This window comes from Acinetobacter geminorum (assembly GCF_013009345.1).
Classification (GTDB): domain Bacteria; phylum Pseudomonadota; class Gammaproteobacteria; order Pseudomonadales; family Moraxellaceae; genus Acinetobacter; species Acinetobacter geminorum.
Genome location: NZ_JABELE010000026.1, coordinates 16,897 through 28,970 on the forward strand (window position 1 = coordinate 16,897; position 12,074 = coordinate 28,970).

Here is a 12,074-nt window from a genome sequence, read left to right on the forward strand (position 1 = left end):
GAGTTTGTCCAAACTCACAAGAAAAATCCAGTTTAAGCCCTATAATTTAATCCATAAACTGATGAATGTCAGATATGTTAAAATTAAACAAATTCTTGTTATGTGTCTGGAGTGATTGTGCTGCCATTATATGTCACTTCCGGTGAGCCGGCTGGTATTGGTCCAGATATCTGTTTGAGCTTGGCTAAGCGGGTTGATGAACGCCCTGTTGTTATCTTGGGTGACCGAGACTTATTAGAGCAACGTGCCCAAAAACTTGGGATCGATATTCAATTTATAGAATATACAGGACAGCCTGAGTCATCATCTCTGAATGAACTCTATGTAGAGCATGTGCCTTTAAAAGCAGCTGTCATTGATGGTCAATTAAACCCGGCTAATGCAGCTTATGTATTAGAGCAACTGCGTCGCTCAGCTGATTATGCAATGTCTGGTAAAAGTGTTGGGATAGCCACGGCACCCGTGCAAAAATCGGTTATTAATGATGCTGGTATTTTGTTTAGTGGTCACACTGAATACTATCAAGAGTTTGCAGGCGTAGAGCGTGTCGTCATGATGCTTGCAACCAAAACTTTACGTGTTGCGTTAGCAACTACACATTTACCCTTAAGAGATGTAGCAGATGCGATTACCAAAGAGCGTTTGCATCAGGTTATTGATATTTTACTACACGACTTAAAAACTAAATTTAAGATTACAGACCCACGTTTACTCGTGTGTGGCTTAAATCCTCATGCAGGTGAAGATGGTTATTTAGGGCGTGAAGAGATTGAAACCATTAATCCGGTACTCGAAAGTTATCGGGCGCAAGGGTTTAAAATGAGTTTAAGCTTGCCGGCAGATACCTTGTTTACTCCAGAACATCTTAAAAATGCAGACGCTGTACTTGCCATGTACCATGATCAAGGTTTACCTGTGTTAAAATCACAAGGGTTTGGTGAAGCCATCAATATTACATTGGGTTTGCCTTTCATTCGAACTTCGGTTGACCATGGCACTGCCTTGTCTTTGGCTGGGACTGGTTTGGCAAAAAGCTCAAGTTTAAATGTCGCTGTTGATTTAGCTTTATCTTTAGCAGCGAGCTAAATTTTTCATGTTGGAAATGTTATATGTATCAAATTAATGCCCTAAACCCGAAAGATGAAGGGCATAAAGCTCGTAAACGTTTTGGTCAAAACTTCTTACATGATCAACGAGTCATTGCCAAAATTGTGCGCTCTGTAAGTCCGCGTACTGGTGACAATATTGTCGAGATTGGACCTGGTTTAGCTGCCTTAACCTCTCCTTTAATTGGGGAGTGTGATGCATTAACCGTAGTGGAGCTAGATCGTGACTTAGCTGCTGGGCTACCAGAACGTGTTCCACATCCTGAACGTTTGACGATTATAGAAGCTGACGCATTAAAATATGACTTTAGCGAACTGGTAAAAGATGGCCGACCATTACGTGTAGTCGGTAACTTACCTTATAACATTTCAACTCCATTACTTTTTCATCTCTTGGAATTTGGCAGTAAAGTTAAAGATATGCACTTTATGCTGCAAAAAGAGGTGGTTGAACGTATTACTGCTGAACCGAATACGAAAGAATATGGACGCTTGTCGGTAATGATTCAGTATTACTGTCAACCAACATTTTTATTTGAAGTGCCGGCTGGTGCATTTAACCCACCACCTAAAGTAACGAGTGCTGTTTTCCGGCTTGTTCCGTATGATCAAAAGCCAATTACAGCAAAAGATGAAAAAGCTTTAGCTCGACTGGTCGCCCATGTATTTACTCAGCGCCGCAAAACTTTAAGAAACAGTCTTAAAGGTATGATTGCAGAAGATGGCTTTGAAAAAGCGGGTGTTGATCCGATGGCTCGTCCAGAGACCTTAACACTTGCCCAATTTGTTGCTTTGGCCGATCAAATGGTGGCGTAAATGACTAAGCGTTATAACTATGTTATTGGCGATGTGCAGGGTTGTTTTGAAGCTTTAAAAGCCTTACTTAAAGAAATACGTTTTGATCCAGATCAAGACTTTTTATGGTTTGCTGGTGATTTAGTCGCACGTGGTGAAAACTCGGTAGGGGCATTGCGTTTTATTAAAAAGCTTGCTGATCGTGGCGCTGCTGCAACTGTACTTGGAAATCATGACCTGACTTTAATTGCGGGTGCACGCGGTTTAAAAGAGATTAAAGAAAAAGATCATACTCAAGACGTTATTGATGCGATTGATGGTGATGAGTTAATCGACTGGTTACGTAAACAGCCATTATGTTTATTGCCAAACGAGCATACGATCCTTACTCATGCTGGCATACCTTGTATTTGGGATGCGCAAAAAACTGTAACGTTGGCAAAAGAGGTTGAGGCTGTACTCGCAAACGAAGATTTATCTGTATTGGATGCTTTTTTAGCAGATATGTATGGTTCAAAACCAGATTTGTGGGAAGATGACCTAACTGGTTCTGCGCGTTTACGTTGTATTACCAATTATTTGACTCGCATGCGTTTAACCAATGCCAAAGGGGCTTTAGAGTTTAGTTTTAAAGATGCTCTGGATGCACCAATGCCGGAAGGTTATTTACCTTGGTTTGAATTTCCGAGCAAAGCGGCACAAACTCATCAAATTATTTTTGGTCATTGGGCTGCGCTCGAGGGCAGAACTATTGATGAGCAGATCCAGAATATCGATGGTGGCTGTGTTTGGGGCAGAAAATTAATAGCTTATCGAATTGAAGACAAAGAAATTTTTTCTGTTGAAAACCCTGTGCAAATATAAGCAAAGCAATGCTTTGCTATGAACGTAAGATGAAGCTAGTAGCTAATTTAAAAATAAAAAAGCCGCAGAAGCGGCTTTTTTATTGGGAACTATTATTCTACGCGAATCCAAATTTGATTACGTCCCAAAGCTGAAACTCCAAGATAACCACGCATATGTAAGCGTTTGCCAGTTGCACTGAGCTTTGCTTTAAGTCCGTAAAGTTTGCCAGTATTTGGATCTAAAATTTTACCACCAGTATAATTAAGTCCATCTGTTTGTTTTAAACCTGTTGCGATATCCAGACCTAAAATCGGTTTATTGGTATAGGGCGCAGGGCAGTTATTACAAATCTCTTTAGGCGTATAACCTGGGCGTGGTGTAACTTTGACAATTTTTCCGGCATATGTCCCATTAGCTTCTTTTCGTATTTCTACCTGTGCTTTGGGTGCACCAGTTTTATCATCAATTGTTTGCCAAAGACCTGTTATATCTGCTGCAAATGTAGCAGTATTGATCCCCAATAAGAGCAGAGCTCCAAGAAAAATTTTCCCCATAATTAAAAATCCTTTTAACATTGAAAGGTCATCTTATTGGGAATTGATAGACCATTCAACGTTTATTTAATCTACTTTTTTTAATTATGGTGTTCCAAAAGACAGCATTAATGTTGGTAACCAAATTGCAGTAAATACACCGTTCAATGCCATACCAAATGCAGCGTAACGACCTGCAACAGGTCCACGTTGCCAAGCTTGAGCTGTTCCGATGGCATGTGCAGCTAAACCTAACGCTAAACCTGATGCTCGTTCATCATGAATATGTTTAAGTAAGAATGGTGAAAATGCTGCGCCAATTACCCCAGACAAAATGACAATAAGGGTCACAAGTGTTTCAGGAGCATGTAATAAAGTTGCGATGTTCAGAGCAATTGGAGTAGTTACTGCACGGGTAGCAAATGCAAGAATGGTGGGTTCAGACATATGTAACAAATAAGCCAGCCCCATAGGTAGGGCAACGGCGCTAATACTTGCAAAAAGTAAAATACCAATGACCGATTTAATTGGAAGATCATCGTAACGCATTGCAGCTAAAGGAATGGCTAAGGCCACAGTGACATAACCTAATAGATGACCAAATAAGTCATTCACATAAAGACGATATTGCTCATATGGCACATGTAGAACTGCAAGTAAGCCAATTACAATAAACATGCCGAAAACTAAAAGTGGAACTTGCGGGAAACGTCGGTTTAAAGGCTTTGCACACAGATAACCAATGAGTGTGATCAAAAATCCGTAGAAAATCGTAAACATTTTATTCTCCTTATAACCAACGTTTTGCCATTTTTGCATAGACCCACAAAGGTATAAGGGTGCTGAACACTAAAACAAAAAGAAATAACGGAATTTCCTTACCCATATGTACAAGCATAATTAATGATCCTGCACAAATGGGCAAAAAAGCGAATCCACTTTCTTTCATGATTTTATTATTGGTATCCACTATTCGAAGTGGAATTTTTTTAAACTTTCTCCATATCAGTAAAATAATAAGTAAGCTGATTAGACCGACCAGATTACCTAATTCTGGATGACCAAAAGCACGCATAACGACGACAGAGCCTTCACGAAAACCAATAATGAGTAGTAATGTGATTACCCATGCTGTCCAGTCTATACTTTTGATCTTATCCATATTTTTTATCTCTAAAAGTTTACTTATCAAGTTTTAACTGATCTTGCCCTTGATTTCAAACTCTTCCAAGGGACGTTTAAATTGACTTGCGTGTTCTCCCAATATTTCATCTAAGGGTAATTTTGCTTGGCGAATCAGCTTTTCTAACTTATGTGGTGCAATCTTCACATCAATATGTAATAAGCCTGCATCATCATAATGTTCAGACTCAATCACATTTAAGGCATAAAGTTGAGTACGTAATTTGCCATAAGCAGGCTTAAGCACGAGTGAAAACTTTTGAATTTGGCCCATTAAGCATTCTTGTACTGCTTTTTGGAGTAAATCTAGACCTTGACCAGAATGAGCTGAAACATACACTCGATCTGGGACGTGTGGCTCAGCATAAATGATTTTGGCTTCTTCACCGCTCAGGTCAATTTTGTTGTACACCCGAAGTACAGGAGCATCAGCACCAATGTCTTTTAATACACTTTCAACTGCTTCAATTTGATCAAGCATGTCATGGCTATTACTATCAATAACATGCAGTAGAAGGGTCGCTTCTAGTGTTTCTTCAAGTGTTGCTTTAAATGATTCAACCAAATCATGCTGTAAGTTTCGTACAAAACCTACCGTATCTGCTAGCACAACAGTACCGATACCATCCCAGTCTAAACGGCGTAGTGTTGGATCGAGTGTTGCAAACAGTTGATCGGCTGCGTAGACATCACTATTTGCTAAAATATTAAATAATGTCGATTTACCAGCGTTGGTATAACCTACTAATGAAACTGTGGGAATAGCTGCTTTTTGTCTTGCAGCACGCCCTTGTATACGAGTCTGATGTACTTTGTCTAATTTATCTTTTAATTGGGTAATACGAACACGAATAAGACGGCGATCTGTCTCTAGTTGTGTTTCACCGGGACCACGTAAGCCGATACCACCTTTTTGTTGTTCAAAGTCGGCAGACCAACCACGAATAAGACGAGTAGATAAATGTTTAAGCTGAGCAAGTTCGACTTGTAGCTTACCTTCATGTGTACGGGCACGTAGCGCAAAAATATCTAAGATTAAGCCTGTGCGGTCAATAACTCGGCATTTTAATATTCTTTCTAAATTTCGTTCTTGAGCAGGTGATAAGGCATGGTCAAAAATAACCAGGCTCGCCTCTAGCTCCTGAACTTGCTCTGCAATTTCTTCGACTTTTCCTGAGCCAATGAAAAATTTAGGATTAGGCTTATTACGCTGAACCTTAATATGTTCAAGGATATCTGCACCAGCAGACTGTGCAAGTAGAGCAAACTCTTCGGCATCCAGATCATCTAATAATTGTACAGAAACACTCACTAAGATTGTGCGTTCACCGCCTTGATGCCGATCAACATATTCCACGTGGCTATAAATCCTGAAAATGGGAAAACTTTATTCTAGAGGAAACTTAAGCAAAAGGGGAAAGCGTTTGTTCTTATCCTTTAGATTAGTTATATGAGATTAGTCTAGTGTTCAGATTTATTTTATTTGCCGTTCTCTATCGTCAATGCAAGTTTATTACGAAACGTATAGAATGACTCGAGATGGGTATAACAATGATTAATCGTTAGTGAAATTTTATGGCTCAAACGCAAAGTATAGTTAATTCAACGTTAAAGAAATTATCAAAAATAGGTTTATACGGAAAAAAGGTCACTTCTGCCACGGCCGCAATTAGTGAAGGTTTTTATCTAGTTTATCGACATGGGCTTTATAAAGATCCTAATAATCCTGTAAATACACGTTATGTCCAATACTTTTGCCGCCGTTTATGTCAGGTTTTCAATTTAGATATAGAAGTACATGGCACAATTCCTAGAGAACCAGCTTTATGGGTAAGTAATCATATTTCTTGGTTAGATGTTGCGGTTCTAGGCTCAGGTGCACGAGTTTTCTTTCTGGCTAAAGCTGAAATTGAAAATTGGCCTATTCTTGGAAACTTAGCCAAAAGTGGTGGAACGTTATTTATTAAGCGTGGATCTGGGGATTCAGTCAGAATTCGTGAGCAAATTACTGAATTTTTAAAACAAAATATTCCAGTATTATTTTTCCCTGAAGCGACAACTACAGATGGACATTCTGTTAAAAAAGTTCATGGACGATTACTTGGTGCAGCGATTGAAGCACAACGTCCAGTACAGGTATGTTTAATTTGTTATGTAAACAGAGATGGGCAATTAGATACGGTTGCACCATTTATTGGGGACATGACATTTGCTGAACATATTCAACGTGTACTGGAAATGCCGAAAGTAACTGCTCATTTATTAACTTTGCCTCCAATTTCAGTGGAAGGGCATGACGTCAAAAGTTTAACGCGCGAAGTTCAAGAAAAAATGGTAGAAGGTTTGGCTCAATTACATCGAAAAGTACTTAAGCCAAAAACTTAATTACATAAAACCTTCAATTGGCAGCCATGAAAGAAACTTCATGCCTGCTTTTTGCCACCATTTCATCTCAGGTTCCTGTCTATAAATTACAGGACCATTGGGAGTTTCTTGATGCCAATAAATATGATTGTTAGCGTCGAGCTTTAATTTATAAGCATATTTATTTAAATTTTCATCCATTGTATGGTGAATGGTTTTAGCCAACGATGGGCTGTCTAAAATTACGCCAATTTCAGTATTTAAATAAGCTGAGCGTGGATCAAAGTTAAATGAACCGATAAAAACCTGCTCATCTAATGCCATAAGTTTAGTATGCAAACTTGAACGGCTTAAACCTTTCATATTTACTTTAGCTTTAGTTGCAAGTTCATCCGTATTTTTATTTAAATCTCTTTTATCGGGTGTTGGTAAAAATTCATAAAGTTGTACGCCGTTTTTAAGTAGCTCTTTGCGATATTTTCCATAAAAGGCATGTACAACAGCAACGTCATTCGCTTTGAAAGAGTTCGTTAAAACTCGAACCTCAACACCTTCTTTGGCAAGGGTGCTTAAAATCTTGGCACCTTGTTTTTCAGGAATAAAATAAGCAGAGATTAAATCAACGTTGCTTTCTGGTTTTTCCAAGTGGTTAATTAATTGGAAATTGAGGTGTTCTTCTTTTTTAGCTTTCGATTTGATTTTATCAGGTGAGTCCTTTACGACTTCTGCTTTGACCCAATCGAATTGAATATTATGATTTAGCCATTGATCAAATGCATGAGATTTTGCGGTTAAGTTTAAAAAGTTTTGAACGGTAGCTTGTTGATAGTGTGCTTCAAGCTGTTCTTTTAATCCTTCATAGCGTAAACGATGCTGCTCAGGACTTACGATACTTTGAACTGAATATGCATATTCATGATTCCAGTAATCATCAAATGAATTCACAATATCATCAACAGCAGCACCTACCAACATTACATCGACATCAGAAAACTGATAGCTATCGCTTACATTGTAATATTGATTGGTCATGTTGCGCCCGCCAATAAGGGCAACCTCATTGTCGGCAATAAAACTTTTATTGTGCATACGACGATTGATACGTTTTAAATCAAGCACCATATCCATCGCACGATATTTGCGGAAACGGTAGGGATTGAAAAGCTTAACTTCAATATTTTTATGTTGAGAAAGGGCCAGTAAAATTCCTTCCATTTTTTTTGCATTATTGTCATCAATAAGAAGTCGGACTTTTACACCTCGATCAGCTGCACGAATAATGGCGTGCAAGGCTAAAGCACCAACTTTGTCATTATCCCAGATGTAATATTGTAAATCTAAAGTCTTTTCGGCTTTATCAATTAATCTAAGTCGAGCCGCTAAAGCCTCCAGCGGATCATTTAGAACATGGAAACCAGTTAACTTTGGATTTTGCTGACGTAAAGGTGTGATAATTTTGGCAAGTGAAGTCTCAGAGGTATCAATATCTTTTGCATATTGTACTGGTTCAACACCATGTTTTGGCAGAGTACTACATCCTGTCAAACCCACAGCAAAACTTGAACATAGGACTATAGAGGCTTTTATCAAAAAGCCTTTAGCTTGTTGATTCGTTTGAAGCTGTTTGGAATGAAAGGATTGTGCCATAATCAGTACATACGATAAGGTGAGCTAGAGTATAATTCGTGCATATTGAAAGATAAATATTGAATTTGATTACTAGCAATCAATATAAGATAAGTCGAGAGTCGTAATGTGGAATCCAAATTCAATCATTTTTTGTTTTTACTTTATTTTTTCAATACTTGCTCTATGGGGAATTTCTGAGGCTTGGATTCATCAATCACGAACCGAGACGATTCATCCATTTAAAGCTTTTGTACATCTACTCGCATTTTATCTCTCTTATCTACTTATTCCTCTCTGGTTTTTTAATTTATATGCTGCTTGGATCGGTTACTACTCAATTCATCAAGGTATTTTCATCTTTTTCTTAAGTGGGGTGTTAATTTATGCCCGATTTATCGAACCTCATTTAGTCCGTGTTGATACTCATCAATATCGTTTAAACCCAGATCGTAGTTTTGATAAGCCAGTAAAAGTAGCTTTAATCGCAGATTTACATATTGGTTTGTTTTCAGGACATGAACGTCAACTCAAAACCATAGTTAGAAAATTAAATGAACAGCAACCTGATTTAGTCGTAGTTGCTGGTGACTGGACATATGAACCAGAAGATAGACTAATTGAAGAGTTAAGTGTTTTAAAAGAAATTCAGGCGCCTGTATATTCAGTTCCTGGAAATCATGACGAGCAATATCCTGGCCCGCCGATTCAACAATTATTAAAAGATGCATTATTTTATAATGAAGTCGTGGATATCGAAGGCAAGATTGTTGATTTTGAAGAGTTTCGTTTGATTGGTATTGGTGATCTTTGGGCAGGAAAAACTGATATGCGTTCCATGCCAGATTTACCGCAGGACAAACCTTGGTTAATTTTGTCTCATAATCCAGATACGGTAGATATGGTACCTAAATTACCGAATCGACCATTAATGTTATCTGGACATACCCATGGAGGGCAGGTGGAGCTTCCATGGTTGACTAACTATATTATGAAAAAAGTATCAATTTTAGGCCATAAACGTGGGTTTTATTCTCATGAGCATGCGGATGTCTTTGTTACCGTCGGCACAGGAATGGTTGGAATTCCTTTGCGTTTCAGAGTGCCACCAACCATTGATATTATTGAGCTAGTTTAAAATAAAAAAGCCAATCACAGAGGATTGGCTTTTTTATGAGTTAAATCTAATTATGGAATAACGACAATCGCAACACGTCGGTTAATGGCACGGTTTTCATTGGTTGTATTTGGCACATAAGGTTGCGTTGAACCACGGCCAATTACGTAGATGTTTTCTTTTTTGAATCCACGTGTTAAGAAAAGGTTTGCCACACTTTGAGCACGCTCTTCAGATAACTTTTGGTTATATGTAGCATCACCAACATCATCAGTGTGACCCACAATTTTCAATTTATTCAGGTCATATTTATTCAATTGATTGGCTAGACGTACTAACTCAGCTTCATGACTTTGTTTTAACTCTGCATTATTAAAGTCAAATAACAAGCGTTCTGGTAAACCTAAAGTCCAGCCTTCATCAGTAAGAACGAAACCTTCTTTTTTGAGCAATTTTACTTGACGATATTTTAATGGACCAAAACTCAGGCACCCTGCAAGAGTAATGCATAGCAATGCAATAAAGGAGAGTTTCAAAGATCTTGTATTCATAGATTAGCCTAAATTTAATTTTCAGGTTTATAGATAAACCAGTGTTCATCCGAATTTTTAGCCTTATACATTGCCTGATCTGCTTGCATAATGAAATCTTCGGGGCTAGATGCAAATTGTGATAAAGCAATACCTACACTAAAACTGAAATAAATAGTTTGACCATTTAGATGCAAAGGTTCTTTACAGCTTTCGAGTAAATTTTCAGCAATAGATATTAAATGATCAGCATGGCTAATGGAATGCAAAATAACAGCAAATTCGTCGCCACCTAACCGAGCGATAAAATCTTGATGGCGTAGACGAGTTTGCAAGCGATTAGCCATTTCTTTTAAAACTTCATCTCCAGCTAAATGACCAAACTGGTCATTAATTGCTTTGAAGTTATTGTTATCTATAAATAATAATGCAGACTTATTGTCGAAATCCTTATCCTCAAACATGTCTAAAAGAATTTGGTAAAAATAATGTCTATTAGGCAACAAGGTGAGCTGATCGTGATGAGCTTGAAAGGATAATTTACGATTTTCCTTTTGTAGCTGATTATCCCATATCTGAATTTCTTCAAGTAACTCGTTAAATACAGTATTTAAATCTTGAAATTCTTTAATACGATTATAAGGAAAACGAAGATTGTAGGCTTTTTGCTCACTCACAATTTGAGCAATATTAGTAAGTGGATAAATAGCCTGCATAATTTGGCGATAAGTTAGGTTCACTGACCACCATAATGCGCAAACAATAAACAACATCGCAATTGCAAGCCCTACCATAATCATTTTGAGGAACTGCAATATTTTTTCAGAACTACCAAAAAGTGTTAGCTCACCTACATTTTGTTCATGATGATAAATTGTAAGATGAACGGGTTCGTTTAAAAACCAATGATCAAACCAACCTTCTAAAATTGAAGTTTGACTAGATAATTTGAAGCTTTGAGCAATTAAATGATGTTCCGAGTCATAAATATGAATCGTACGAATTGAATGATCCTTCGTATACTCATTTAAAATTTGTTCTATTGTAATTTTATCATTAAATACTACAGCGGGTTGAATACGCTCTAATAGAGTGTGACTAAGCAATTGCAAATTTTGTTTGGCATAAGTTTCCATTGTAAAAACAGAAATTGATACAAACGTAAAAGAGCAAATAAAAAAAGTAATAGCAAAAATAGTAAATTGAGATTTTCTAAATAATGCATGTAGTGAAGTGGATTGATACAACTTTGATATCATAACCCTTACTCCGCATTCTTAGCCAAGAGTAATACTCTCGGATCAATATGAACTTTGGAGTGACTTAAAGCATCTAAGTTAACTTTAAATGTTGTGTAATTATTCTGGTTATATAAACAAAAGATACTTCCTATTTCGCACTCTGAATTATTAATGCTTAAAGAAAGTAAAGAGCGATAAGGATAGCTTTGAATAAGATTTTGTTGTTGCTGTGGAGAGGTAGTAGAAAAGTAGACAGCTTGACAATGTGACCGAGCAAAATCTTTCGCATTTACAGTTTGAACACGATAATTATAAGACATTTGCTGGATGTAAGATTGAAATGTAGATGTAATAGAAGGGTTATCAATAATACACAGCGTAGGAGTGTTTACATTCTCCCATTTGCTATAGCTTAGAATAGATAAAGTAAGTACATAGAAGTTATGTTTTGAATTGGCATAACAAGGCCCACTCGTAGCAAACACTACAAGTATGCAAACAAATACTTTTTTAGCGAACTGCCACATGATGAGTTAATGCCAAACTATTGCACGAATAATCTATTCTACATGAAGTTGGTAACGTAAAAAAAGTTTAATATCTCATCTAAAATTGACTAAAAAGCTTAAAAAGTATTCAGTTGATGATATTGGGTTGAAAAAAGGGTTGCAAAGGGAATGTAATGGTCTATAATGCACATCCATCGGCGGTGATGCAGATAGAAACTTGTTGAA

Annotated in this window: 13 protein-coding genes; 5 read left to right on the plus strand and 8 right to left on the minus strand. The window is 37.4% G+C overall.

Annotated elements, in window-relative coordinates:
• The first annotated feature begins 102 nt into the window (after positions 1–102).
• The 3 genes from pdxA to HJG58_RS17545 are packed head-to-tail and all read left to right on the plus strand — an operon-like array spanning position 103 to position 2,765.
• Positions 103–1,086, plus strand: a complete 984-nt coding sequence (gene pdxA, locus HJG58_RS17535) for a 4-hydroxythreonine-4-phosphate dehydrogenase PdxA (protein WP_170249716.1) — start codon at positions 103–105, stop codon at positions 1,084–1,086.
• 23 nt (positions 1,087–1,109) lie between these two features.
• Entirely contained in the window at positions 1,110–1,922 is an 813-nt protein-coding gene (rsmA, locus tag HJG58_RS17540; protein WP_068564853.1) for a 16S rRNA (adenine(1518)-N(6)/adenine(1519)-N(6))-dimethyltransferase RsmA, read from the plus strand.
• Positions 1,923–2,765 carry a symmetrical bis(5'-nucleosyl)-tetraphosphatase gene (locus tag HJG58_RS17545; RefSeq protein ID WP_170249717.1) on the plus strand — a complete coding sequence of 281 codons (843 nt, stop codon included), beginning with the start codon at positions 1,923–1,925 and terminating at the stop codon, positions 2,763–2,765.
• A gap of 92 nt (positions 2,766–2,857) precedes the next feature.
• On the opposite strand, the gene HJG58_RS17550 is transcribed toward HJG58_RS17545, so the two are convergent.
• The 4 genes from HJG58_RS17550 to hflX form a co-directional block, all read right to left on the minus strand.
• Positions 2,858–3,301 carry a DUF2147 domain-containing protein gene (locus HJG58_RS17550; protein WP_170249718.1) on the minus strand — a complete coding sequence of 148 codons (444 nt, stop codon included), beginning with the start codon at positions 3,299–3,301 and terminating at the stop codon, positions 2,858–2,860.
• An 84-nt stretch (positions 3,302–3,385) separates the two neighbouring features.
• Entirely contained in the window at positions 3,386–4,060 is a 675-nt protein-coding gene (locus HJG58_RS17555; RefSeq protein ID WP_170249719.1) for an LrgB family protein, read from the minus strand.
• Between the two features lie 10 nt (positions 4,061–4,070).
• Entirely contained in the window at positions 4,071–4,442 is a 372-nt protein-coding gene (locus HJG58_RS17560) for a hypothetical protein (protein WP_170249720.1), read from the minus strand.
• 33 nt (positions 4,443–4,475) lie between these two features.
• Entirely contained in the window at positions 4,476–5,819 is a 1,344-nt protein-coding gene (gene hflX, locus HJG58_RS17565; protein ID WP_170249721.1) for a ribosome rescue GTPase HflX, read from the minus strand.
• Between the two features lie 218 nt (positions 5,820–6,037).
• On the opposite strand from hflX, the gene HJG58_RS17570 reads away from it, so the two are divergent.
• Entirely contained in the window at positions 6,038–6,847 is an 810-nt protein-coding gene (locus HJG58_RS17570; protein WP_086265536.1) for a lysophospholipid acyltransferase family protein, read from the plus strand.
• Here the strand turns inward: HJG58_RS17570 and HJG58_RS17575 are convergent, their stop codons facing one another.
• Positions 6,848–8,473 carry a phospholipase D family protein gene (locus HJG58_RS17575; RefSeq protein WP_170249722.1) on the minus strand — a complete coding sequence of 542 codons (1,626 nt, stop codon included), beginning with the start codon at positions 8,471–8,473 and terminating at the stop codon, positions 6,848–6,850.
• A 106-nt stretch (positions 8,474–8,579) separates the two neighbouring features.
• On the opposite strand from HJG58_RS17575, the gene HJG58_RS17580 reads away from it, so the two are divergent.
• Positions 8,580–9,590, plus strand: coding sequence for a metallophosphoesterase (locus tag HJG58_RS17580; RefSeq protein WP_005065230.1), 1,011 nt, complete (start codon positions 8,580–8,582; stop codon positions 9,588–9,590).
• A gap of 50 nt (positions 9,591–9,640) precedes the next feature.
• On the opposite strand, the gene HJG58_RS17585 is transcribed toward HJG58_RS17580, so the two are convergent.
• Genes HJG58_RS17585 through HJG58_RS17595 form a run of 3 tightly spaced genes read right to left on the minus strand, consistent with a single transcriptional unit; the run spans position 9,641 to position 11,867 of the window.
• Complete coding sequence (locus HJG58_RS17585; protein WP_170249723.1) at positions 9,641–10,120, minus strand: outer membrane lipoprotein YfiB; 480 nt, start codon at positions 10,118–10,120, stop codon at positions 9,641–9,643.
• A 14-nt stretch (positions 10,121–10,134) separates the two neighbouring features.
• On the minus strand, positions 10,135–11,358 hold the full coding sequence (locus HJG58_RS17590) for a diguanylate cyclase DgcN/YfiN (RefSeq protein ID WP_199978494.1): 1,224 nt from the start codon (positions 11,356–11,358) through the stop codon (positions 10,135–10,137).
• A gap of 5 nt (positions 11,359–11,363) precedes the next feature.
• Positions 11,364–11,867 (minus strand): regulatory sequestration protein YfiR, encoded by a 504-nt coding sequence (locus tag HJG58_RS17595; RefSeq protein WP_170249725.1) that lies wholly within the window; start codon positions 11,865–11,867, stop codon positions 11,364–11,366.
• Positions 11,868–12,074 lie beyond the last annotated feature (207 nt).

Bases quoted from the DNA above. Each gene is read 5' to 3' on its own strand.
- HJG58_RS17550 (WP_170249718.1), bottom strand. From the start codon at position 3,301: ATGGGGAAAATTTTTCTTGGAGCTCTGCTCTTATTGGGGATCAATACT.
- HJG58_RS17580 (WP_005065230.1), top strand. From the start codon at position 8,580: ATGTGGAATCCAAATTCAATCATTTTTTGTTTTTACTTTATTTTTTCA.
- HJG58_RS17590 (WP_199978494.1), bottom strand. From the start codon at position 11,358: ATGATATCAAAGTTGTATCAATCCACTTCACTACATGCATTATTTAGA.
- HJG58_RS17555 (WP_170249719.1), bottom strand. From the start codon at position 4,060: ATGTTTACGATTTTCTACGGATTTTTGATCACACTCATTGGTTATCTG.
- HJG58_RS17545 (WP_170249717.1), top strand. From the start codon at position 1,923: ATGACTAAGCGTTATAACTATGTTATTGGCGATGTGCAGGGTTGTTTT.
- HJG58_RS17570 (WP_086265536.1), top strand. From the start codon at position 6,038: ATGGCTCAAACGCAAAGTATAGTTAATTCAACGTTAAAGAAATTATCA.
- HJG58_RS17595 (WP_170249725.1), bottom strand. From the start codon at position 11,867: ATGTGGCAGTTCGCTAAAAAAGTATTTGTTTGCATACTTGTAGTGTTT.
- HJG58_RS17585 (WP_170249723.1), bottom strand. From the start codon at position 10,120: ATGAATACAAGATCTTTGAAACTCTCCTTTATTGCATTGCTATGCATT.
- HJG58_RS17575 (WP_170249722.1), bottom strand. From the start codon at position 8,473: ATGGCACAATCCTTTCATTCCAAACAGCTTCAAACGAATCAACAAGCT.
- rsmA (WP_068564853.1), top strand. From the start codon at position 1,110: ATGTATCAAATTAATGCCCTAAACCCGAAAGATGAAGGGCATAAAGCT.
- HJG58_RS17560 (WP_170249720.1), bottom strand. From the start codon at position 4,442: ATGGATAAGATCAAAAGTATAGACTGGACAGCATGGGTAATCACATTA.